Below are 23017 nucleotides of genomic sequence, written 5' to 3'. Positions count from 1 at the left end.
ACACATTGCAAACTGAAACAAAAACGCCTCTGCCTTTTTAGCATGAGGCGTTTTTTATATAAAGGTGCCGTGCGAAAAAGTTGATATAAAGAAGGTGGAGCTAATGAAAAAGAGTATTAAGGAAATAAAAGAGAAACTAAAGCAAGTGAGCAGTCCAGAGGATGCTTTATTTAAGGCATATGCTCAAGATGAACGTAAAGGTGTGCAGCAGGTTATTATTCAAAAACAAAGGCAATTTGAAGCTGCTGAGCGCCTAAAGAAACAGTTTGATGAGATGATGACATATGAAAACGAATTATACAGTCAAGGAGCAACCTATATTGCCGGAGTAGATGAAGTAGGAAGAGGACCGCTAGCAGGACCGGTAGTAGCAGCTGCTGTTATTTTGCCCTCTGATTTTTTTCTCCCTGGTCTGACAGATTCAAAGAAGTTATCAGAGGCAAAGCGAGAAGAGTTTTATGAGAAAATTTGTGAAAAAGCTGTTGCTATTGGTATAGGCATTATAGGTGCAGAGGTAATTGATTCTATTAATATTTATGAAGCAACAAAAAAGGCAATGACTGAAGCAATTGAACTGCTAGCCGTTCAGCCTGATGAACTGCTTATTGATGCGATGAAGCTGCCCGTGCCTATTTCGCAGCAGTCAATCATTAAAGGCGATGCTACAAGTATTTCGATTGCTGCAAGCTCTGTTATTGCAAAAGTGACGCGAGATCGAATGATGAAAGAACTTGCTGAACGCTATCCTGCATACGGATTCGAAAAACATATGGGATATGGAACAAAACAACATTTAGAAGCCATCGAACAATATGGGATTTTGCCAGAACATCGCCGATCTTTTGCCCCGATAAAAAACCAAGTGAAATAGAACATGCTACCCGTGTATATCTCTGCTTTTTAGCGCATGTTTCACGCGCGGGATTTTAGGCTCAAAAAGAATGTAGCCTATTTAAGTGGAGATATTGCATTGGGTAAAGTTCGTGAATGTTTTCCCTCACAGTTTGCTTTAGCTATAAAGGTCAATTTACATGATTAACCACATGTTTAACGTCTGCAGAGTCTCATCAACTTCATAAGGTATGGTTAAGTACTATCTCCATAAAAATATCAATTTTCTTATTATTTCAATATTTTTCACTAGAATAGTAGACAATTAGACAATTATTTTTATACAATGAAAGCGCAGTCTATTTTGTGCAGTATAGTTTTGTGGTTGATTATGTTAGGAGGATGGGAAATGAATATCCATGAGTATCAAGGAAAAGAACTACTCAGAAAATATGGGGTTGCAGTACCAAACGGTCGAGTAGCTTTTACTGTTGAAGAGGCGGTTGAAGCAGCAAAGGAATTAGGTTCACAAGTATCAGTGGTGAAAGCACAAATCCATGCTGGTGGACGCGGTAAAGCGGGCGGTGTCAAAGTAGCAAAAAACTTAGATGAAGTTCGTACATATGCACAAGATATTTTAGGAAAGACCCTCGTAACGCATCAAACAGGCCCTGAAGGAAAAGAAGTTAAGCGCTTGTTAATTGAAGAGGGATGCGATATTAAGAAAGAATACTACATCGGTTTAGTTCTTGATCGTGCAACGTCTCAAGTTGTATTGATGGGTTCTGAAGAAGGTGGAACTGAAATTGAAGAAGTGGCGGAAAAAACGCCTGAAAAAATCTTTAAAGAATATGTAGATCCTGCGATTGGTTTACAAGCATTCCAAGCTCGCAGACTTGCATTTAATATCAATATTCCAAAAGAATTAGTTGGAAAAGCAGTTAAATTTATGACGGGTTTATATACAGTATTTGTTGAAAAAGACTGCTCAATTGCAGAGATTAATCCTCTTGTTGTAACAGGTGACGGAGACGTTATGGCATTGGATGCGAAGTTAAACTTTGATTCGAATGCGCTTTATCGTCAAAAGGATATTCTTGAATATCGTGACCTTGAAGAGGAAGATGCTAAAGAAATCGAAGCATCTAAATACGATTTAAGCTACATTTCACTAGATGGTAATATCGGTTGTATGGTAAACGGTGCAGGTTTAGCGATGGCAACGATGGATATTATTAAGCATTACGGAGGCGACCCTGCTAACTTCCTAGATGTTGGGGGCGGCGCAACTGCTGAAAAAGTAACAGAAGCATTCAAAATTATTTTATCTGACCAAAACGTAAAAGGCATTTTCGTTAATATTTTCGGCGGGATTATGAAATGTGATGTTATTGCAACAGGTGTTGTCGAAGCAACGAAACAAGTTGGATTAAGCCTTCCATTAGTTGTTCGCTTAGAAGGAACAAACGTTGAACTTGGAAAAGAAATTTTACAAAAATCAGGCTTAAATATCACAGCTGCTGAATCTATGGCAGACGGCGCACAAAAAATCGTTTCACTAGTGAAATAGAAAGGCTGGGGGATAGGAATGAGCGTATTTATTAATCAAGATACAAAAGTAATTGTACAAGGAATTACAGGCGGAGTTGGCCTTTTTCATACACAACAAATGTTAGAATATGGAACGAAAATTGTTGGTGGCGTAACGCCAGGTAAAGGCGGTTTAGAAGTGGAAGGTGTACCGGTATTTAATACGGTTGCCGAGGCAAAAGAAAAAACAGGCGCAACGGCTTCTGTTGTATATGTTCCGCCAGCATTCGCAGCTGACTCCATCATTGAAGCAGTTGACGCAGATCTAGATTTAGTTATTTGTATTACAGAAGGTATTCCAGTATTAGATATGGTAAAAGTAAAGCGTTATATGGAAGGAAAACGTACGCGCCTTGTAGGACCTAACTGCCCAGGTGTTATTACACCGGAAGAATGTAAAATTGGAATTATGCCAGGGTACATTCACAAAAAAGGTCATGTAGGTGTAGTTTCGCGTTCTGGTACATTAACATATGAAGCTGTTCATCAACTTTCTGAGGCTGGTATTGGTCAATCAACAGCTGTTGGTATCGGCGGTGACCCAGTGAATGGGACAAACTTTATCGATGTATTAAAAGCATTTAATGAAGATGAAGATACGTATGCCGTGATTATGATTGGAGAAATCGGCGGTACGGCAGAAGAAGAAGCGGCAGAATGGGTAAAAGCAAATATGACAAAACCTGTTGTCGGCTTCATTGGCGGTCAAACAGCACCTCCAGGAAAACGTATGGGCCATGCTGGTGCTATTATTTCAGGTGGTAAAGGGACAGCCTCTGAAAAAATCAAAACAATGAATGAGTGTGGTATCCAAGTAGCTGAAACACCATCTGTTATGGGAGAAACACTTATTAAAGTGTTAAAAGAACAAGGCATTTACGAGCAGTGTAAGACTCATTAATAGAAGACATATAGCCTCCTTTGATCGGGGGCTATTTTGTCCATTTAAAAAGGAGATTGTAGAATGTCTGGTTTACGGGAAAAATTAATTCATTTAGCACATTGTCCATCTGTTAATTGGAAACAAATTTTTACGCTACTTCAACAGAATTCTTCATTACAAAATCTCTACGAGTACTCTCCATCACAGCTTCAAAAACTATTGACTCTCTCGATTGAACGTGCTAATCAAATAAAAAAAGATTTGCAAACTATTCCAATACGAGATATTCTAGATAAATATGACGCTGAGAATATTGAATGTGTTACCATCTTAGATGATGAATATCCTGAGCTTTTGCGCCATATTTATGATCCGCCTTGGGTACTATTTGCAAGAGGAAACGTATCTCTTTTACATGCTCCGGCAAGCTTAAGCGTTGTAGGAACAAGGAAGCCTACTTCATATGGAACTGCAGCTCTGACTCATATTGTTAAGCCGATGCTGCATGAAGAATTTGTCGTTGTAAGTGGACTAGCTCTAGGAATCGACCAGGCTGCTCATGAACTCGCTATTGCTGAAAAAGCTAAAACGATTGCAGTTTTAGGCGGAGGGTTTTATAATATTTACCCAAGAGGAAACCAAAATTTAGCAAGAGAAATTGCGCAGCATCATTTGCTACTTTCTGAATATGCCCCGTTTATGAAGCCAACAAAATGGTTTTTTCCTCGCAGAAACAGAATCATTAGCGGATTAACAGGAGGCACTTTGGTGGTGCAAGCAAAAGAAAGAAGTGGATCTTTTATTACTGCCGACCAGGCGCTTCAACAAGGAAGAGAAGTATTTGCCATACCGGGTTCTATTTTTGAAGAAACATCATGTGGAACGAATAAGTTAATCCAATTAGGGGCAAAACTTGTGCAAAGCGCTGCTGATATTACAGATGAAATGATGTATATAAGATGAATGTTTCAAAGTAGTCATATTCTTGCATGGTATGAAATACTAGTGAGATACGTAGTAAAATCGTATGACTTCTCTTTTGGACATTTGACAAACAAGAACCAAATATTTAATAATAATGAAGATTTTATTCTACCTCTTGAGGAGGAACAAATAGATGTCTGACTACCTAGTAATTGTAGAATCGCCTGCAAAGGCTAAAACAATTGAACGTTATTTAGGAAAGAAATATAAAGTGAAAGCATCGATGGGACATGTTCGCGATTTACCTAAAAGTCAAATGGGAATTGATATTGAACAGGATTACAATCCGAAATATATTACAATTCGCGGGAAAGGCCCGGTTTTAAAAGAGCTAAAAACAGCGGCTAAAAAAGCAAAAAAGATTTACCTAGCAGCCGATCCAGACCGTGAAGGAGAAGCGATTGCATGGCACTTGGCACACAGTTTGGATGTAGATATTACATCGGATTGTCGCGTAGTATTTAACGAGATTACAAAAGAAGCGATTAAAGAATCTTTTAAACATCCACGAGCAATTAATATGGATTTAGTAGATGCTCAACAAGCACGTCGTATTCTCGACAGGCTGGTTGGCTACAACATCAGTCCATTGCTTTGGAAAAAAGTAAAAAAAGGATTAAGTGCTGGAAGAGTTCAATCGATTGCAGTGCGGTTAATTATTGATCGTGAAAAAGAAATTGCAAAGTTTATACCAGAAGAATACTGGACGGTAAAAGCTACTTTTCAAAAAGGGAACGACCAGTTCGAAGGCCAGTTGATCGAATATCAAGGAAAAAAAGTAGAGCTATCGAATGAAAATGATGTAACCAACATTGTTAAACAGTTAGATGGAAATGAATTTTCAATTTCTAAAGTAACAAAACGTGAGCGAAAGCGTAATGCAGCTCCTTCTTTTACCACGTCTTCATTGCAACAAGAGGCAGCGCGGAAACTGAACTTCCGAGCGAAAAAAACAATGATGATTGCACAGCAGTTATATGAAGGAATTGATTTAGGTAAAGAAGGTACAGTAGGTCTTATCACATACATGCGTACCGATTCTACTCGTATTTCAGAAACAGCTCAAACAGAAGCTAGAGATTACATTACTAACGCATATGGAAATCAGTTTGTGGCAACAGAAAAGCGTAAAGAAAAGAAAAATTCGAACGCGCAAGATGCCCACGAAGCGATTCGTCCAACCTCAGCTCTTCGTAAACCAGGAGAGGTAAAAGAGTTCCTATCACGTGATCAGTATCGATTGTATAAGTTAGTATGGGAGCGTTTCGTTGCTAGTCAAATGGCACCTGCTATTATGGATACGATGGCTGTAGATTTGAAAAATGGAGACGTAACATTTAGAGCGAACGGCTCAAAAGTTAAATTTCCAGGCTTTATGAAAGTGTATGTTGAAGGCAATGATGATCAAGTAGAGGAAAAAGAAAATCTTCTTCCAGACTTAGAAGAAGGAGAAGTAGCTTATTCTAAGGACATTGATGAAAAGCAGCACTTCACACAGCCGCCGCCAAGATACACAGAGGCTCGTTTAGTCAAGACATTAGAAGAGCTAGGCATTGGCCGACCATCTACATATGCTCCAACACTTGACACCATTCAAAAGCGCGGGTACGTAGCACTCGATAACAAGCGTTTTGTTCCAACGGAACTTGGAGAAATTGTACTAGAGCTTGTATTGGAGTTTTTTCCGGAAATTTTAGATGTAGAGTTTACAGCTAAAATGGAAAATGATTTGGATGAAGTGGAAGATGGTAATGTTCAATGGGTGCGTGTTATTGACGAATTTTACAGTGATTTTGAAAAACGCTTAGAACATGCTGAAAAAGAAATGCGCGAAGTGGAGATTAAAGATGAACCGGCCGGAGAAGACTGTGAAGAATGCGGTTCACCTATGGTATACAAAATGGGGCGCTACGGAAAATTTATGGCATGCTCTAATTTTCCTGATTGTCGCAACACGAAGCCAATTGTAAAAGAAATTGGTGTGAAGTGTCCGAAATGTGAAGAAGGAAATATCGTGGAGCGAAAATCGAAGAAAAAGCGTACATTTTATGGTTGTGATCGATTCCCGAGCTGTGATTTCGTATCTTGGGATAAGCCGATTGCAAGAAAATGTCCAAAATGTGAAAATCTGCTTGTAGAGAAGAAACAGAAAAAAGGAACTCAAGTCGTCTGTACAAGTTGTGATTATAAAGAGGAAGCTCAGCAGTAAAAGAGAATGGGATGAATTCCCACACTTTAAATTTAAAAATAGCAGTTATATAAGATGCGGCGACATTGCTTCATGTGCTAAAATGGAAACGTTATTAGCGACATTGAGTAATGTCGCATTTTCTTTGTCCCGTTAAAAAAGGAAAAGACAAGCGAATAAATAAGGAAAATGATAGAAAAGATAGAAACGAAGTTGGAGGATTTACAATGAATGAACAAGTAATTAATGTTATCGGAGCAGGACTTGCTGGAAGTGAAGCCGCTTGGCAAATCGCAAAGCGTGGTTTGAAAGTCCGCCTTTATGAGATGAGACCAGTGAAGCAAACACCTGCGCATCATACGGACAAATTTGCTGAATTAGTATGTAGTAATTCACTGCGTGCGAATACATTAACAAATGCAGTGGGTGTTTTAAAAGAAGAAATGCGATTATTAGACTCTGTTATTATTCGTTCAGCAGACGAGTGCGCAGTTCCAGCAGGTGGAGCACTAGCTGTTGACCGTCACGAATTTGCCGCACGTGTAACAGAAAGCGTTAAAAACCATCCGAATGTAACGGTTGTTAATGAAGAGATTACAGAAATTCCACAAGGGCCAACTGTTATTGCAACAGGTCCGTTAACCTCAAAAGATTTATCGGAAAAGCTGCGTGCGTTAACAAGTGAAGATTATTTATATTTTTACGATGCGGCTGCGCCTATTATTGAAAAAGACAGTATTGATATGGATAAAGTATATCTTAAATCTCGCTATGACAAAGGAGAAGCTGCCTATTTAAATTGTCCAATGACAAAAGAAGAATTCCAACGTTTTCATGAAGCATTAATCAATGCAGAGACGGTTCCTTTAAAAGAATTTGAGAAAGAAATTTATTTTGAAGGATGTATGCCAATTGAAGTTATGGCTTCACGTGGAGAAAAAACGATGCTCTTTGGACCAATGAAACCAGTTGGGTTAGAAGATCCAAAAACAGGAAAGCGACCTTATGCAGTAGTTCAGCTTCGTCAAGATGATGCGGCAGGTACACTTTATAATATAGTAGGTTTTCAAACACATTTAAAATGGGGAGCACAAAAAGAAGTATTAAGCTTAATCCCAGGTTTAGAAAATGCAGAGGTAGTACGCTACGGAGTTATGCATAGAAATACGTTTATTAATTCTCCTAAATTATTAAAACCTACGTATCAGTATCGTGAGCGTGATGACTTATTCTTTGCTGGACAAATGACGGGAGTAGAAGGATATGTAGAATCAGCAGCGAGCGGATTAATGGCAGGAATGAATGCAGCTCGACTTGTGCTTGGTGAAGAATTGGTTGTATTACCGCAGGAAACGGCAATTGGCAGTATGGCTCACTATATCACACATACAAACGCTAAAAACTTCCAGCCGATGAATGCCAACTTTGGCTTATTCAAAGAATTGGAAGTGCGAATCAAAAACAAACAAGAACGAAATGAAACGCTTGCTAAAAGAGCATTGGAAACTATTCAGAATTTTACAACAAAATAATCAAAATTGTTTGCAAGGGCTACTTAATTGTGATAATATTTAGTAGCCCTTGTGAGGTGATAACATTGGAATTTGTTAAAGATGTATTAAATTCCTTTCTAGAATATTTACAAATTGAGAAAAACTATTCAAAATATACAGTTGACTGCTATGAAAAAGACATAGGTATCTTCATGTCTTTTATGCAAGAAGAGCAAATACAAAACCTACAAAGTGTTACATATGCTGATGCAAGGCTGTTTTTAACACGCCTATATGAAAAGCAGTATTCAAAAAGATCGATGTCGCGCAAAATTTCTTGTTTGAGAACGTTTTATCGTTACTTAAATAGAGAAGAATTAGTAGAAGATAATCCATTTGCGCTCGTTACCCTTCCTAAAAAGGAAGAGAGAAACCCTCGCTTCCTGTATGAAGAGGAGATTGTGAAATTATTTCAAATGAATGACTTAACAACTCCATTAGGACAGCGTAATCAGTCTCTATTAGAATTGCTGTATGCTACCGGAATACGAGTGAGTGAATGTGCATCTATTAAGCTTAGCGATATAAATTTTTCACTTCAAACTTTGCTCGTATATGGAAAAGGGAAAAAACAACGGTACGTGCCATTTGGCTGTTATGCCAAGGACGCTCTTAGAGTATATATAGATAATGGAAGAAAACTTCTTTTAAGAAAGACTCCTTCCGATACTCATTCACTCTTTTTAAATTATAAGGGAACGCCGTTGACGGACCGAGGCATACGCTTAGTCATTGATCAGTTAGTAAAGAAGACCGCTGAGAATATACATATTAGTCCACACGTTTTGCGACATACTTTTGCGACTCATATGTTAAATGAAGGGGCAGATTTACGTACAGTTCAAGAAATGCTGGGTCATGAACATTTATCAACCACTCAAATATACACACATGTGACGAAGGATCGTTTAAAGGCAGTTTATATGAATCACCATCCTCGCGCATAAAAGGAGGAGTTAATTTGTCTACTTTCCATGCTACTACAATTTTTGCGGTTCAGCATAACGGTCAATGTGCCATGTCTGGGGACGGACAAGTAACGTTCGGGAATGCTGTTGTGATGAAACATACCGCTCGAAAAGTGAGACGTCTATTTCAAGGGCAAGTTCTTGCCGGCTTTGCAGGTTCAGTAGCTGATGCATTCACTCTTTTTGAATTATTTGAAGCGAAGCTTGAAGAGTATAACGGAAATCTTCAGCGTGCGGCCGTCGAGCTTGCTAAACAATGGAGAAGTGATAAAGTATTGCGAAAGTTAGAAGCAATGCTTATTGTTATGAACAAAGATAACTTACTGTTAGTATCCGGAACGGGTGAAGTTATTGAACCGGACGACGGCATTTTAGCAATTGGATCAGGCGGAAATTATGCTTTATCAGCAGGACGTGCATTAAAACAACACGCAGGCGAACATTTAACAGCTAAAGAAATTGCAAAAGCGGCTTTAGATGTAGCAAGTGAGATATGTGTTTATACAAATGATCATATTATTGTAGAAGAACTGTAGGAAAGGGGATTTTTTATGAATTCTCATTTAACACCTCGACAAATTGTAGAAAAGCTCGATCAGTATATTATTGGTCAAACGAAAGCAAAGAAAGCGGTCGCTGTTGCGCTGCGAAATCGCTATCGACGCGGTCTGCTAGACGAATCTTTACGTGATGAAGTTGTGCCAAAAAACATTTTAATGATTGGTCCTACAGGTGTGGGTAAAACCGAGATTGCACGCCGCTTAGCTAAGCTTGTCGGTGCACCTTTTATTAAGGTTGAGGCAACAAAATTTACGGAAGTTGGATATGTAGGACGCGATGTAGAGTCAATGGTTCGTGATTTAGTGGAAACGTCAGTTCGACTTGTGAAAGAAGAAAAGATGAACGGCGTGCGTGATCGTGCAGAAGAGAATGCAAACAAGCGCATAGTAGAGCTTCTTGTTCCAAGCAAAAAGAAGCAGCAATCGTTTAAAAATCCGTTTGAAATGATTTTTTCAAATGGTACACAGTCAAGCGATACGGATTCTGATCAAGATGAGGAAACGAATATTGCAACGAAGCGCAAACAGATTGCTCATCAGCTTGCTTTAGGAGAGCTTGAAAATCATTATGTCACAATTGAAGTAGAAGAGCAACAGCCTTCTATGTTTGATATGTTACAAGGTTCGGGTATGGAACAAATGGGCATGAACATGCAGGATGCCTTAAGTAATTTTATGCCTAAAAAACAAAAGAAGCGTAAACTCATTGTTAAAGAAGCACGAAAAGTATTAACAAATGAAGAAGCGCAAAAATTAATTGATATGGATGAAGTAACGCAGGAAGCTGTGAATCGTGCAGAACAGTATGGAATTATTTTTATTGACGAAATTGATAAAATTGCTCAGAAAAGTGGGAATTCATCTTCAGCTGATGTTTCACGCGAGGGTGTGCAGCGCGACATTTTACCAATTGTAGAAGGATCAACGATTGTTACAAAATATGGCGCAGTCAAAACGGATCATGTTTTATTTGTAGCAGCTGGTGCTTTTCATGTATCAAAACCTTCAGATTTAATTCCTGAATTACAAGGCCGATTCCCAATTCGTGTTGAGTTAACGAAGCTAACCGTTGAAGATTTTATAAACATTTTAGTAGAACCAGATAATGCGTTATTAAAGCAATATGCGGCATTATTGGAAACTGAAGGTATACAAATTGAATTTTCTGACGATGCTATACGTAAGATTGCAGAAATTGCATATCAGGTAAACCAAGATACAGATAATATTGGTGCAAGAAGGCTTCATACAATCTTAGAACGTTTGCTAGAGGATTTATCGTTTGAAGCACCAGAAGTAACATTAGAGAAAATCGTGATTACTCCGCAGTACGTGGAAGAAAAATTAGAAAAAATCGCTAAAAACAAAGATTTGAGTCAATTTATTTTATAGAACTGAAATCGCAGGAGGAAGAGTAATAATGGATTTATTAGGAAAAACTAGAAAAATTAATGCAATGCTACAAAAAGCAGCTGGTAAACCAGTAAACTTTAAAGAAATGGCTGAAACGCTTTGCGAAGTGATTGAATCAAACGTATTCGTAGTAAGCCGTCGTGGTAAATTACTAGGGATTGCTGTTAAACAGCAAATTGAGAATGCGCGCATGAAAGATATGTTAGAAGCACGTCAATTCCCAGAAGAATATACTCAAAGCCTATTTAACATTCAAGAAACATCTTCTAACTTGAACATTGAAAGTCAATATACAGCTTTCCCTGTTGAAAATAAAGACTTATTTGATGCAGGATTAACAACAATCGTTCCAATTATCGGAGGTGGAGAGCGTCTAGGTACACTTGTACTATCTCGTTTAGACCGTCAGTTCGAAGACGATGATTTAATCCTTGCAGAATACGGTGCAACGGTAGTAGGTATGGAAATCCTTCGTGAAAAAGCAGAAGAAATCGAAGAAGAAGCACGTAGCAAAGCTGTTGTACAAATGGCAATTAGCTCATTATCATACAGTGAGTTAGAAGCTATTGAGCACATCTTCGAAGAGTTAAACGGAAATGAAGGACTATTAGTAGCAAGTAAAATTGCTGACCGCGTCGGAATTACACGTTCAGTAATCGTAAATGCGCTACGTAAATTGGAAAGTGCTGGCGTTATCGAATCACGTTCTTTAGGAATGAAAGGAACTTACATTAAAGTTCTTAATAACAAATTCTTAGTAGAACTTGAGAAATTAAAATCTAACTAAGTTTAAGAACCAAAAAGCACATGGGCAAAGCCTATGTGCTTTTTTTGTATGGTCTTAGTATCCAGAGAGTTAAGGAGGTTCGTTCACTATTTTTGTAAAACTTTAACGAATCTCATATAAAAATCTAATAATTATAGTATATAATCTTTAAAATAGTAAAAAGATACTAGTCGATTACAAATCGTTACTTTTATTACATATTGTTCAGGTCTTATGACATGTATTTTGGTTTCGAATTAAAAAAATAGAGCTAAAGTATAGCATTGATGTTAAAATATGCTTGGAAAACGAATGAAAATTTTGGTTTATAGTCCAAAAGTTCTTAAAAAAGGATAGACATTGCATGCAGTTTTTTTTACAATAAGTTCTATGGTACTAAAGTCGAAATTTGTCTCATTTTTGAGGAAAATAGAATAGATAAGCAGGTGTAAGAATTGGGATTGTTTTCAACTACTTTTCAAACAATTGAAAATGGAATTAGCTATGCATCACAAAAACAGCAGACGATTGCACAAAATATCGCAAATGTTGATACTCCAAATTATAAATCGAAAACAGTTTCGCGCACGAGTGAGTTTCGAGATGTATTACATAACGAATTAGAAGCGTATCGGACTGATTCAAAACATATTCCATTTTCAGGTTCGTCTCAGCGAGTGATTACTCAGCAAGGAGACACTTCCTATCAAGCAAATGGAAACAATGTGGATATGGATAAAGAAATGGCGAATATGGCAGAAAATCAAATTTACTATGAAGCACTGGTAGATCGTTTAAATGGAAAATTTAATTCTCTTCAAACAGTCATTAGAGGAGGTAAATAAATTTGACTATTTTTCAAAATATGAATATTACATCTTCAGCTTTAACTGCCAATCGCTTAAGAATGGACGTTGTTTCATCTAATATGGCGAATGCTGAAACAACAAGAGGAACGTACGTTAATGGTGAGTGGCAGCCTTATAAAAGAAAAATGGTTGTCATGCAGTCTGATCGTTCGCCTTCTTTTTCGTCTCTCTTACATTCCGAAATAAATAAAAATCAAAACAATGGTGTAAAAGTCACAGACATCGTGGAAGATAATACTCCTTTTAATTTAGTATACAACCCGACGCATCCAGATGCGAATGACCAAGGATACGTGCAGATGCCGAACGTAGACCCTTTAAAGGAAATGACAGATTTGATTAGTGCTACTCGATCCTATGAAGCAAATGTGACGGTCTTTAATACAAACAAAAGTCTATTAACAAAGGCGTTAGAAATTGGGAAATAAAGGAGTGGTAAAATGATTAATGGTATCAGCAATCAAGTAGCAATAGCAAAAACAGCAGCTTCTACTAGCACTGGACAAACAACTCAACAGTTTTCAACTTTTTTAAAAGACTCGATCAATGAATTAAACAATACTCAACGTGCTTCGGATATAGCGACTGAAAAGCTTGCTAAAGGAGAAAACGTCGAACTCCAAGATGTAATGATTACTGCTCAGAAAGCAAGTATTACGATGCAAACGGCTCTTGAAATACGCAATAAAGCTGTTGAAGCCTATCAGGAAATGATGAGAATGCAAATGTAATTGAGCGGTTATTAAAGGAAATGAAAATAGTAATAACCGGAGGAATACCATGAATGAAAGAATAGCTCTTTATCGAGATAAGATGAAAGTCTTTTGGAATAACCGCAAAAAAGGACAGAAAATAGCCCTTATCACTGCCCCTCTTGTGGTTATTCTAGCCATTAGTTTAGCATCTATTTTCTTAAACAAGGATAAATTTGTCCCTCTTTATAGCAATCTATCAGCTCAAGAAACAGGACAAATCAAAGCAGAACTTGATGCTAGAAGTGTTCCTTCAGAAATCTCTGATAACGGAACAACCATTTCAGTACCTGAACAAAGCGTTGACTCGCTAAAAGTCGATTTAGCTGCACAAGGAATTCCTGACAGCGGGAGTATCGACTATTCGTTTTTTGGGAAAAATGCGAGCTTTGGTATGACAGACAATGAATTTGATGTGTTAAAACTTGATGCGATGCAAACTGAACTGGCTAACTTGATGAAAAATATTCAAGGAGTTAACGACGCAAAAGTGATGATTACTCTTCCAAATGAAAGCATATGGGCGAATGAAAAGCAGGGAGAAGCATCTGCATCGATTGTGCTTAATACAAAGGCTGGTTATAAATTTGACGATCAGCAAATTAAATCTCTTTATCATTTAGTATCAAAAAGTGTGCCCAACCTTCCTACAGATAATATCGTCATTATGAACCAATATTTTGAGTACTTTGATTTAAAAGGAAATGAAACGAATTCAGTTTCTAACTCATTTGCTTCGCAGAACGAAGCTAAAAAAGAAGTTGAGCGAGATATTCAGCGTCAAGTACAGCAAATGCTAGGAAGACTGGTCGGTCAAGACAAAGTGATGGTCTCCGTTACGGCAGATCTTGATTTTACGCAGGAAAATCGCGAAGAAAAACTAGTAGAGCCTGTCGATAAAGATAATATGCAAGGAATTGCCGTTAGTGCTGAAAAAATTAATGAAACATTTTCTGGAAAAAACACTCAAGATGGAGGCGTTGCTGGAACAGGGCAAGAAGATACAACAAATTACTCGTCTAGCACAACAAGTGGAGACGGAGACTATGAAAAAAATGAAGACCGAATTAATTATGAAGTAAATCGAATTCATAAAGAAATTGTCGAAAGTCCATACAAAATTCAAGATCTTGGGATTCAAGTAATGATAGATCCATCCAATGCAAAAGGGAAATCACAAGTTTCTGATACGCTGGAGTCAGACGTTCAAAAAATGTTAGGGACGATTGTCCGCACTTCTATTTCAAAAGATGCAAATACGAAAGCTCTTTCGGATAACGCGGTCAGTGATAAGATTACCGTTTCTGTTCAGCCGTTTAATGGACAAGGTACAACTGACAACACAGCAAGGTCTATTCCGGCGTGGATGTACATAATCGGGGGAGTGCTGCTGCTTATTATTGTAGTTCTTATTGTGCTGTTAGTTAGGAAAAGACGTCAAAACTTAGATGAAGACGGATATGATGAAGAGTACGATGAAACATTTGAAGCGTATGAAGTAGCACAAAAAGCCCCTGTTTTAAATGCCGAACAGGAAACGAAAAGCAATCTTGAAACGTTAGCGAAGCAAGACCCGGAAGAATTTACAAAACTGCTTCGAACATGGATTAGTGAAGAATAGGAGGGAAGCTAATGGTAAAGACTATGCAAAAAAATGAGTTAACAGGAAAGCAAAAAGCAGCCATTTTGTTGATTTCTCTCGGTCCGGATGTATCAGCTTCTATCTATAAACATCTCAGTGAAGATGAAATTGAGCAATTAACGCTTGAAATTTCTTCGGTGAGAAAAGTGGAACCTTCTCTAAAAGAGGCCGTGCTTCATGAGTTTGAACAAATAACGCTTGCTCAAAACTACCTTGAAAAAGGAGGGGTAAGCTACGCGAAACAGGTATTAGAAAAAGCACTTGGACCAGAGCAGGCTATGATGATTATCAATCGATTAACCTCTTCTCTGCAAGTTCGTCCATTTGACTTTGCCAGAAAAGCTGATCCTATGCAGCTGTTGAATTTTATTCAGCATGAGCACCCTCAGACGATTGCCCTTATTTTATCTTACTTAGAGTCTGCGCAGGCAGGACAAATCTTATCATCACTGCCTCAAGAAAGACAGGCGGATATTGCAAGGCGGATTGCAACCATGGGAAGTACGTCTCCGGAAGTCATTAATGAAGTGGAGCAGATTTTAGAGAGAAAGCTTTCTGCTACTGTTACTCAAGACTATACACAAACAGGTGGTTTAGAAGCGGTAGTTGAAGTGTTAAATGGAGTAGACCGAGCGACTGAAAAAATCATTATTGATACACTTGAAATTCAAGATCCAGCGCTAGCAGAGGAAATTAAACAGCGAATGTTTGTATTCGAGGATATCGTAACGCTCGATAACCGTTCTATTCAGCGTGTGATACGAGATGTAGAAAATGATGATTTATTGCTGAGTTTAAAAGTAGCAAGTGAAGAAGTGAAATCTATTATTTTTAAAAATATGTCTAGCCGTATGGTAGAAACGTTTAAAGAAGAAATGGAATTTATGGGTCCTGTGCGTTTAAAAGATGTAGAGGAAGCTCAGTCACGTATCGTTGCAGCAATTAGACGTTTAGAAGATGCTGGTGAAATCGTACTAGCTCGGGGTGGAGGAGACGATATTATTGTCTAATATCATTAAATCAACTTATACGAACAAACTTTCAGACGAAAATGCTAAGCACATTCAAGTCATTCCCTTTGGTCTTCCGATACAAGATGAGCCAACAGAAGAACATCTTCAGCAAGAAAATGCACAGCACGTTATTGAGCAAGCGCACAGCGAAGCTGAAACGATAAAGGCTGAGGCAGACGCTTACCGCAAACAAGCTCAAAATGAAGTTGAACGTTTGAAAAAGCAGTGGGAAGAAGAGAAGGTGCTGCTGTATCAACAAGAACAAAAGCGAGGCTATGAAGAAGGATACGAAGAAGGACTGCTTCGAGGAAAAAAAGAGTACGAACATGTATTAGCGATGTCGCGAAACATTGTGGATGAAACGAAGAACCAGTACTACGAATATATAAATCAATCTGAAGAAGTCATTTTTGAATTAGGTTTCACTCTAGCGGAAACGATTTTAAATGAACAGCTTCAGAGGGATGAATCATTTTTATCACTTGTTGCGAGGTCTTTAAAAGAAGTTAGAGAACATAAAGAAATCCAGCTTTTTGTTTCTCCGAAAAAATATGCATACGTATGTGAACATAAACGCGAACTGTTCGATTTATTAAACGGAGAAGCTGGGTTGTTTATTTACGCAGATGAAAATCTTCAGGAAATGGATTGTGTCATTGACTCCTCGTATGGGCGTCTTGTTGCTTCTTTTGATAGTCAGTTAACGGAGATAAAGAAAAAATTAAAAGAACGCTTGTTAGAGGAGAGTAAACATGAAAGTAGCACAACTCATTCATAAAATTCCGCGCACTTCTTCTTTTAAACGGTATGGGAAAGTCAGTCGAGTAGTAGGAATGATGATTGAATCTAAAGGACCCAGAACGTCAATAGGAGATGTTTGCTTCATTCATCTTAGTGAAAGAGGAGATAAAATTCGTGCAGAAGTTGTTGGTTTTAACGGCGAGCATGTTGTCTTAATGCCTTATACATCTGTTCGATATATCGGACCTGGCTGCCTAGTAGAAACAACAGAAAAACCTTTGCAGGTAAGCGTAGGGAAAGAGCTAATAGGGCAAGTGCTTGATTCGTTAGGTAACCCTTTAGATGGGTCTGCACTTTCCTATTATCTTCCTTCTGTTTTAACGGATCAAGACCCACCTAATCCCTTAGAGCGCCCTCCTATTGAACAGCCGATTGAAGTAGGGGTACGAGCGATTGACAGTTTGCTGACAGTAGGTCAAGGACAGCGTATAGGTATTTTTGCAGGAAGCGGTGTTGGGAAAAGTACGCTGCTTGGAATGATTGCTCGCAATACAAAAGCAGATATCAATATCATAGCTCTTGTAGGCGAGCGAGGAAGAGAAGTCAGAGAGTTCATTGAAAGAGACTTGGGAGAAGACGGATTAAAGCGCTCCGTTGTGATAGTTGCTACCTCGGATCAGCCGGCTCTGCTTCGAATGAAAGCAGCATATACAGCTACTTCTATTGCTGAATACTTTCGGAATGAGGGCCTGAGCGTCATGATGATGATGGATTCCGTTACCCGTGTAGCGATGGCTCAGCGAGAAATTGGATTAGCTATAGGTGAACCTCCAACTACTAAAGGTTATACGCCCTCTGTTTTTGCTAGCTTGCCAAGGCTGCTTGAACGTACAGGAACTAATCAACATGGATCTATTACTGCTTTTTACACGGTATTAGTAGACGGTGATGACATGAATGAACCTATTTCTGATACGGTACGGGGCATTATAGATGGACATATTGTACTAGATCGGGAACTGGCTAATAAAGGCCAATATCCGGCCATCAATGTCTTAAAAAGCGTTAGTCGGGTGATGAGTCATATCGTAAGTGAACGACACAAAGAAGCAGCTGAAAAACTGCGTTCATTAATGGCTACCTACGCTAATTCTGAAGACTTAATTAACATTGGTGCTTATAAAAGAGGATCTTCTGCTCACATTGATGAGGCGATTCACTATCATCCTGTCATTGATGCATTTTTAAAGCAAAAAACGAACGAACATCCATCATTTGAAGCAAGCGTAACAAAGCTTCGGGAACTGTTTGTGAGAGGTGAGTAAACATGGCATATGAATTTAGATTATCTAAAATAATGATAATCAAGTCAAATGAAAAAGATGAACTGCTATCTCAATATAATCAGTCCTTACAGCAGTTTGAAACAGTAGGTGAAAAGCTTTATAAAAAATTAAAAGAAAAAGAAAAGCTGATTGAACAGCATACGAGCAAAATGAAGCAAGGACTGTCCATTTTAGAAATTACATCATTTCAGCAGTTTTTAACAAGTGCCGAACGAGTGATTGAAAGGCTGCAACAAGAGGTTATGTTTGCAAGGCAGCAAATGAACTTAAAGAAACTGAAGTTAGAAGAAAAGAACATAGAAGTAAAGAAGTATGAAAGATTAAAAAAGAGAGACTATGATTCTTATATAACAGCGGAAAAGCAGTTAGAAGCGAAGCAAATGGATGAGCTGTCGCTACAGCAGTACATGCTGCATAGAAATTAGGTGAAAAAACATGGCTAATCAAAAAGAATTAATAGAAGAGTACGAGGAAGAAAAGTCCTATAGTAAAAGCCAAGTGTTTTTATTTTTAATCTTTATTCCAGCAGTGTTCCTCATCTTGGTGGCTTATATTGTCCTGACACTTTTAGGCGTTAATGTAAATGATAAAATTTCTGCTGTTACACATGCCATTCCTTTTGTATCAAGTGAGCAGGCGCAAAACAACGAAAATATTCAAGAAAGCAATGAAGAAACACAAAAGCAGGTTGAGAGTCTTCAAAAGAAGCTGAGCGCTAAAGAAAAGCAAATTGCAGCTTATGAAAAAAAGATTAGTACAAAAGATCGCCAAATGGATGAGCTAAAAATTGAAATACGCGATATGGAAGAAAAAGCCGATGATGAAGCGAAAAAACAAAAGAACAATCAGCTGGCGAAAAAAGATGTCATTGCTACCTATGAGAACATGTCTCCTAAAAATGCAGCGCTCATTTTTGCCGAATTAAAAGAAGACAAAGCAGTCGCAATGCTTAAGCAGTTCAAAGCAAGTACAAGAACGGCAATCTTAGAAAAGATGGACCCGAAAGTAGCTGCACGCTATACGACATTGTTAACAGATCAGATCGATGAATAAAAGCAGAGGTGAAAACTGTGGAAATTTCACTACGTCCAGCAGCTGCATTAAAGGGAAACTTCGATGAAAAAACAGCTGTTATTCAGACTCAAGGTTTCTTTGAAGAAATCGTTCAGCAGCTTCAGCAGTTAGATGCGCAGCCTTCAACAACCGAGGAGAAACTATCAGATGAAACAGCGGTAGCTCAAGACCTCTTGCAGGCGGTCGGGTTAATTGCGATTCAGTTAAGTGAAGCAGAAGATAAAGAAGTTGAACCGTCTGTCTTATACAAACATCTAGCCGAAATGATTAATAGGATTCCAAGTAGTCCAGATTTTGAACAGCCGCTTCGAAGGCTACGGCACGTTTTAACAGAAATGCAGCAGGAACCTATTTCATCTAAAACAGACAGTCAAGAACAATATTTGTCGTCTATTTCTACCTTGTTGACCATTTTTAAAAATACGTCGTCTGCGTTTCAAACAGAGTTTGCTCAGCTGATGGAAGAACTAAAAAAACCGCAGCTGCAGTCAGTGACGCTTTCGAATTTGCAGCTTGAAGGTTTACAGAAAGCTACTGCTGAAAAAATAGAGAAAATTCATAAACAACCAAGTGTATTAACCGATACCTTACATGAAAAGCGCTCAGCTGGTTTCTTTGCTGTTCTTCATTCATCTCCGAAAAGTTCTGTAAGAGATATGAACGCTGTTCAAAAAGAAGAAAGAGTGCCGCTTTTTAATCAGCTACCATGGAAAAAAGATGTGGTTTTACGCAGCGAAAGTATGGATACAGATAGCTCCCAAAAAAATAGCAAAGGTTCTTTGGGAAAAAGCATAACCACGGTGGTATCAGAAAATTATCCATCATCTTTGATATCTAGAGAAATATTGAAAGTGCCGCAACTTTTTATTGATTTAGGGCAAGTAAATTCAGACCATCAACAGTCTAGTAAGCTGGTAAACGAGTTGCAAAAAATATGGAGTCAAGCTTCGTTCAGTGCTGAAGAAGGACCATCTGAGCTTTCTATTAAGTTATTTCCAAAGCAGCTAGGGACGATTTCAATTGAAGTGCTTCAACAAGACAATGAAACAATTGCCCAAGTAGTTGTATCGTCAGCGAAAACAAAAGAGCTGTTAGCCGCCAACCTTTTCAGTTTACGGCAAGCCCTTGCGTCTCAGCATGTATCTGGTGATAAAGTGGATGTGGCTATTGTTCATGCAGCTCCAGAAAGTTCTATAAGAGATACGAACGCTTTTCATAAAGCGGAAAAAGTACCGCTTTTCAATCAACTTCCATGGAAAAAAGATGTGGTTCTACATAACGAAAGTATGGATATAAATAGCTCCCAAAAGAATAGTGAAAGTTCGTTTGGTACAAACATACGCGGGGCGACAGCAGAGAATAATTCATCAACCTTTGGAACCGGAGAAATGTCTAAGATCCAGCAGTTCTCTATTTATCTAGGACAAGCAAAATCAGACTATCAACAGTCTAGCAATCTGTTAAACGAGCTACAAAAAATATGGAGTAAAGCTTCTTTTAGTACTGAAGAGGGAACGTCAAAACTTCTTATCAAGTTATTTCCAAAACAGCTAGGGGCAATTTCAATTGAAATGCTTCAGCAAGACAATGAAATGGTTGCGCGGATTGTCGTATCAACAGCGAAAACAAAGGAACTGTTAGACTCTAACCTTTCGACTTTAAGGCACGGTCTCGCGTCTCAGCATGTATCGATTGATAAAATCGATGTGCTACTTTCAGAACAAGCGATGGCGTATAACAATGAAAATGAACAGCAAAAAGAAAGACAGGAAAAAGAGGCATTTAAAAAAGAAAAGCAAGATCAAGATTCACAACAGTTAGAAGAAGGAGCTTCGTTTCTATCTTCTTTTGAAGCAGCGCTCATTAACTACAACGTATAGGTGATAACAATGACAAATGAAATTACGTCTGACTTGTATCTAAGTAATAGGGAAACGCAGGTAAAGCAGACGGGGAACAGCTCGCTTGGCAAAGATGATTTTTTAAAGCTTTTGATTGCTCAGCTTCAAAATCAAGATCCAATGAATCCAATGCAAGACAAAGACTTTATTGCGCAAATGGCTCAGTTTTCATCTCTTGAACAAATGACGAATATGAGCACAGCGCTCAATACGTTTTTAACGCAGTCTCAGGCTTCTCCTATTTTAAAAGGAAGTGAATTAATTGGAAAAACCGCTGCATGGTTAGATGAAGAAGGAAATAAAAAGCAAGGAGTCATTTCAACAGCATCCGTCAAAAATAATGAGATATCGTTTACTATCAATGATGAAAATCATACGGTACTTTCCCTAAACGATATCTTAGAAGTAAGTAGTTAACCAACCAAATTTAAGGAGTGATTTTATGTTACGTTCGATGTATTCAGGAATCAGCGGCATGAAAAATTTTCAAACCAAATTAGATGTCCTAGGAAATAATATCGCCAACGTTAATACATACGGCTACAAAAAAGGACGTACAACGTTTCAAGATTTAGTGAGTCAGCAAGTAGCGGGGGCAACGGCACCGGCGGGAAACCGTGGAGGAGTCAATGCTAAACAAGTAGGATTAGGCTCACAAATTGGTACCATCGATACAGTTCAAACGTCAGGAAGCATTCAGTCAACGGGGCGCCCGCTAGATTTAGCTATTTCTGGAGACGGGTATTTTGTTGTAAATGATGGAACAACAGACTATTACACAAGAGCGGGGAATTTCTATTTAGATAAAGATGGTTATCTAGTGACAGGTGATGGACTATTTGTACAGGCCACTAATGGAAAAATTAGAATTGATCCAACTACAGCTAAAAGCTACAGCATTGGGGCAAATGGAACCGTTAATATTGTGGGTCTAAACGGAAATATGCTTCCAAATCCTCAGACTATCAAACTTGCAAAGTTCGCTAATAATGAAGGCCTTCAAAAAGCAGGAGGAAATTTGTTTGTTAATACTCCAAATGCTGGATTGGTTGGAACTCCTGCAAACATTACTCCTGGAAACAGCGGTACAGGAACTTTAATTTCAAGCGCCCTTGAAATGTCCAACGTTGATTTATCGGAAGAATTCACGGATATGATTGTTGCACAGCGCGGATTTCAAGCGAACACAAGAATTATTACAACATCCGATGAAATACTGCAAGAGTTAGTGAATCTAAAACGATAGGCGGGAGGAAGGAGTAAGTATTACTCCGGTTGATTATGATCACTTTAACAAGGCTAAACGGCAAAACATTTACATTAAATGCGCTCTATATCGAGCAGATTGAGGCATTTCCTGATACGACCATTACGCTAACAAATAACAAAAAGCTAGTGGTAAAGGATTCAGTTGAAGAAGTGAATGCGAAAGTGACGAGCTATTATCAGCAAATTAACGTATTAGGGCTGCAGCAAACGACGGAGGAATAAAGTGTGTTTAAAAATAAGCTAATTAGTAAGATGATTATTATTCTGCTTTCTTTTACGTTAATAGGAAGCGTTGCCGTTATCGTGACGTTAAAGTATACAGAGCAGGCAAGTACTGAAAAAGGTCCATCTATCGACGATGTGATTAAAGCTTCTGTAGATGTAACGGATATTAAAACAAATTTAAAAAGCAATAACTACATCAGCATCTCCTTTAAAATTCAAATGGATAGTAAAAAAGCGGCGGCAGAGCTTCAAAAAAGAGACTTTCAAGTAAGAGATATTATAATCAAAAGACTCTCAGATATGAGCGCGCAAGACTTTGAAGGAACACAAGGACTCAGTGCGTTAGAAACAGATATTGCAAAGCAAATTGATCAGTTAATGGAAAACGGACATGTTGTTAAAATTTATACAACGTCTAAAGTGTTGCAGTAAAGAAAAAGGGAGGGAAG

Annotated in this window: 24 protein-coding genes; all 24 read left to right on the top strand. The window is 38.2% G+C overall.

Features of this window, described 5'->3' with window-relative positions:
- The first annotated feature begins 103 nt into the window (after window positions 1–103).
- The 24 genes from ACLHDF_RS05315 to fliL all read left to right on the top strand — a co-directional run bounded on the left by ACLHDF_RS05315 (window position 104) and on the right by fliL (window position 23000).
- On the top strand, window positions 104–871 hold the full coding sequence (locus tag ACLHDF_RS05315) for a ribonuclease HII (protein WP_413917924.1): 768 nt from the start codon (window positions 104–106) through the stop codon (window positions 869–871).
- Between the two features lie 369 nt (window positions 872–1240).
- Entirely contained in the window at window positions 1241–2401 is a 1161-nt protein-coding gene (gene sucC / locus ACLHDF_RS05310) for an ADP-forming succinate--CoA ligase subunit beta (RefSeq protein ID WP_251391036.1), read from the top strand.
- Window positions 2402–2419: 18 nt separating this feature from the next.
- Window positions 2420–3322: a succinate--CoA ligase subunit alpha gene (sucD, locus tag ACLHDF_RS05305; protein WP_013058889.1), complete on the top strand. Its 903-nt coding sequence runs from the start codon at window positions 2420–2422 to the stop codon at window positions 3320–3322.
- Between the two features lie 63 nt (window positions 3323–3385).
- On the top strand, window positions 3386–4267 hold the full coding sequence (gene dprA / locus ACLHDF_RS05300; protein ID WP_413917923.1) for a DNA-processing protein DprA: 882 nt from the start codon (window positions 3386–3388) through the stop codon (window positions 4265–4267).
- A gap of 154 nt (window positions 4268–4421) precedes the next feature.
- Window positions 4422–6497 (top strand): type I DNA topoisomerase, encoded by a 2076-nt coding sequence (gene topA / locus ACLHDF_RS05295; RefSeq protein WP_413917922.1) that lies wholly within the window; start codon window positions 4422–4424, stop codon window positions 6495–6497.
- 206 nt (window positions 6498–6703) lie between these two features.
- Entirely contained in the window at window positions 6704–8008 is a 1305-nt protein-coding gene (gene trmFO, locus ACLHDF_RS05290) for an FADH(2)-oxidizing methylenetetrahydrofolate--tRNA-(uracil(54)-C(5))-methyltransferase TrmFO (protein ID WP_014458426.1), read from the top strand.
- Between the two features lie 65 nt (window positions 8009–8073).
- On the top strand, window positions 8074–8976 hold the full coding sequence (gene xerC / locus ACLHDF_RS05285; RefSeq protein ID WP_413917921.1) for a tyrosine recombinase XerC: 903 nt from the start codon (window positions 8074–8076) through the stop codon (window positions 8974–8976).
- Window positions 8977–8990: 14 nt separating this feature from the next.
- Entirely contained in the window at window positions 8991–9533 is a 543-nt protein-coding gene (gene hslV, locus ACLHDF_RS05280; RefSeq protein ID WP_413917920.1) for an ATP-dependent protease subunit HslV, read from the top strand.
- A gap of 15 nt (window positions 9534–9548) precedes the next feature.
- Entirely contained in the window at window positions 9549–10949 is a 1401-nt protein-coding gene (hslU, locus tag ACLHDF_RS05275; protein WP_413917919.1) for an HslU--HslV peptidase ATPase subunit, read from the top strand.
- Between the two features lie 28 nt (window positions 10950–10977).
- Complete coding sequence (gene codY, locus ACLHDF_RS05270) at window positions 10978–11757, top strand: GTP-sensing pleiotropic transcriptional regulator CodY (RefSeq protein WP_013058882.1); 780 nt, start codon at window positions 10978–10980, stop codon at window positions 11755–11757.
- Window positions 11758–12191: 434 nt separating this feature from the next.
- A complete protein-coding gene (gene flgB, locus ACLHDF_RS05265) occupies window positions 12192–12581 on the top strand; it encodes a flagellar basal body rod protein FlgB (protein WP_413917918.1) in 390 nt (129 codons plus the stop codon).
- A gap of 2 nt (window positions 12582–12583) precedes the next feature.
- Window positions 12584–13033 carry a flagellar basal body rod protein FlgC gene (gene flgC / locus ACLHDF_RS05260; RefSeq protein ID WP_413917917.1) on the top strand — a complete coding sequence of 150 codons (450 nt, stop codon included), beginning with the start codon at window positions 12584–12586 and terminating at the stop codon, window positions 13031–13033.
- Between the two features lie 12 nt (window positions 13034–13045).
- Window positions 13046–13336, top strand: a complete 291-nt coding sequence (fliE, locus tag ACLHDF_RS05255; protein WP_413917916.1) for a flagellar hook-basal body complex protein FliE — start codon at window positions 13046–13048, stop codon at window positions 13334–13336.
- A gap of 49 nt (window positions 13337–13385) precedes the next feature.
- Entirely contained in the window at window positions 13386–14978 is a 1593-nt protein-coding gene (gene fliF / locus ACLHDF_RS05250) for a flagellar basal-body MS-ring/collar protein FliF (RefSeq protein WP_413917915.1), read from the top strand.
- 11 nt (window positions 14979–14989) lie between these two features.
- Window positions 14990–16009 carry a flagellar motor switch protein FliG gene (gene fliG, locus ACLHDF_RS05245; RefSeq protein WP_413917914.1) on the top strand — a complete coding sequence of 340 codons (1020 nt, stop codon included), beginning with the start codon at window positions 14990–14992 and terminating at the stop codon, window positions 16007–16009.
- On the top strand, window positions 16002–16790 hold the full coding sequence (gene fliH / locus ACLHDF_RS05240; protein WP_413917913.1) for a flagellar assembly protein FliH: 789 nt from the start codon (window positions 16002–16004) through the stop codon (window positions 16788–16790). Before fliG ends, fliH begins: the two co-directional genes overlap by 8 nt.
- Complete coding sequence (gene fliI / locus ACLHDF_RS05235; protein WP_413917912.1) at window positions 16765–18078, top strand: flagellar protein export ATPase FliI; 1314 nt, start codon at window positions 16765–16767, stop codon at window positions 18076–18078. Before fliH ends, fliI begins: the two co-directional genes overlap by 26 nt.
- Window positions 18079–18080: 2 nt before the next feature.
- Window positions 18081–18524 (top strand): flagellar export protein FliJ, encoded by a 444-nt coding sequence (fliJ, locus tag ACLHDF_RS05230; protein WP_413917911.1) that lies wholly within the window; start codon window positions 18081–18083, stop codon window positions 18522–18524.
- Between the two features lie 10 nt (window positions 18525–18534).
- On the top strand, window positions 18535–19152 hold the full coding sequence (locus ACLHDF_RS05225) for a MotE family protein (RefSeq protein WP_413917910.1): 618 nt from the start codon (window positions 18535–18537) through the stop codon (window positions 19150–19152).
- A 17-nt stretch (window positions 19153–19169) separates the two neighbouring features.
- The gene (locus ACLHDF_RS05220; RefSeq protein WP_413917909.1) at window positions 19170–21053 is read left to right on the top strand and encodes a flagellar hook-length control protein FliK; all 1884 of its coding nucleotides are present in this window, start codon (window positions 19170–19172) and stop codon (window positions 21051–21053) included.
- 9 nt (window positions 21054–21062) lie between these two features.
- Window positions 21063–21491 (top strand): flagellar hook assembly protein FlgD, encoded by a 429-nt coding sequence (gene flgD, locus ACLHDF_RS05215; protein ID WP_413917908.1) that lies wholly within the window; start codon window positions 21063–21065, stop codon window positions 21489–21491.
- Window positions 21492–21516: 25 nt separating this feature from the next.
- A complete protein-coding gene (gene flgG / locus ACLHDF_RS05210; protein ID WP_413917907.1) occupies window positions 21517–22320 on the top strand; it encodes a flagellar basal body rod protein FlgG in 804 nt (267 codons plus the stop codon).
- A gap of 35 nt (window positions 22321–22355) precedes the next feature.
- Window positions 22356–22565, top strand: a complete 210-nt coding sequence (locus ACLHDF_RS05205; protein WP_413918268.1) for a flagellar FlbD family protein — start codon at window positions 22356–22358, stop codon at window positions 22563–22565.
- A 3-nt stretch (window positions 22566–22568) separates the two neighbouring features.
- Window positions 22569–23000: a flagellar basal body-associated protein FliL gene (gene fliL, locus ACLHDF_RS05200; RefSeq protein WP_413917906.1), complete on the top strand. Its 432-nt coding sequence runs from the start codon at window positions 22569–22571 to the stop codon at window positions 22998–23000.
- The last annotated feature ends 17 nt before the right edge of the window (window positions 23001–23017 follow it).

It is taken from the genome of Priestia megaterium (assembly GCF_046599315.1).
GTDB lineage: Bacteria > Bacillota > Bacilli > Bacillales > Bacillaceae_H > Priestia > Priestia megaterium_F.
The sequence above is the reverse complement of the archived record's forward strand: the minus strand, read 5'-3'. Positions and strand labels throughout refer to the sequence as shown.

Excerpts from the sequence above, each read along its gene's own strand:
- ACLHDF_RS05315 (WP_413917924.1), top strand. The coding sequence starts at position 104 with ATGAAAAAGAGTATTAAGGAAATAAAAGAGAAACTAAAGCAAGTGAGC.
- sucC (WP_251391036.1), top strand. The coding sequence starts at position 1,241 with ATGAATATCCATGAGTATCAAGGAAAAGAACTACTCAGAAAATATGGG.
- sucD (WP_013058889.1), top strand. The coding sequence starts at position 2,420 with ATGAGCGTATTTATTAATCAAGATACAAAAGTAATTGTACAAGGAATT.
- dprA (WP_413917923.1), top strand. The coding sequence starts at position 3,386 with ATGTCTGGTTTACGGGAAAAATTAATTCATTTAGCACATTGTCCATCT.
- topA (WP_413917922.1), top strand. The coding sequence starts at position 4,422 with ATGTCTGACTACCTAGTAATTGTAGAATCGCCTGCAAAGGCTAAAACA.
- trmFO (WP_014458426.1), top strand. The coding sequence starts at position 6,704 with ATGAATGAACAAGTAATTAATGTTATCGGAGCAGGACTTGCTGGAAGT.
- hslU (WP_413917919.1), top strand. The coding sequence starts at position 9,549 with ATGAATTCTCATTTAACACCTCGACAAATTGTAGAAAAGCTCGATCAG.
- codY (WP_013058882.1), top strand. The coding sequence starts at position 10,978 with ATGGATTTATTAGGAAAAACTAGAAAAATTAATGCAATGCTACAAAAA.
- fliE (WP_413917916.1), top strand. The coding sequence starts at position 13,046 with ATGATTAATGGTATCAGCAATCAAGTAGCAATAGCAAAAACAGCAGCT.
- fliF (WP_413917915.1), top strand. The coding sequence starts at position 13,386 with ATGAATGAAAGAATAGCTCTTTATCGAGATAAGATGAAAGTCTTTTGG.
- fliG (WP_413917914.1), top strand. The coding sequence starts at position 14,990 with ATGGTAAAGACTATGCAAAAAAATGAGTTAACAGGAAAGCAAAAAGCA.
- fliI (WP_413917912.1), top strand. The coding sequence starts at position 16,765 with ATGAAAGTAGCACAACTCATTCATAAAATTCCGCGCACTTCTTCTTTT.
- fliJ (WP_413917911.1), top strand. The coding sequence starts at position 18,081 with ATGGCATATGAATTTAGATTATCTAAAATAATGATAATCAAGTCAAAT.
- ACLHDF_RS05225 (WP_413917910.1), top strand. The coding sequence starts at position 18,535 with ATGGCTAATCAAAAAGAATTAATAGAAGAGTACGAGGAAGAAAAGTCC.
- flgD (WP_413917908.1), top strand. The coding sequence starts at position 21,063 with ATGACAAATGAAATTACGTCTGACTTGTATCTAAGTAATAGGGAAACG.
- flgG (WP_413917907.1), top strand. The coding sequence starts at position 21,517 with ATGTTACGTTCGATGTATTCAGGAATCAGCGGCATGAAAAATTTTCAA.
- ACLHDF_RS05205 (WP_413918268.1), top strand. The coding sequence starts at position 22,356 with ATGATCACTTTAACAAGGCTAAACGGCAAAACATTTACATTAAATGCG.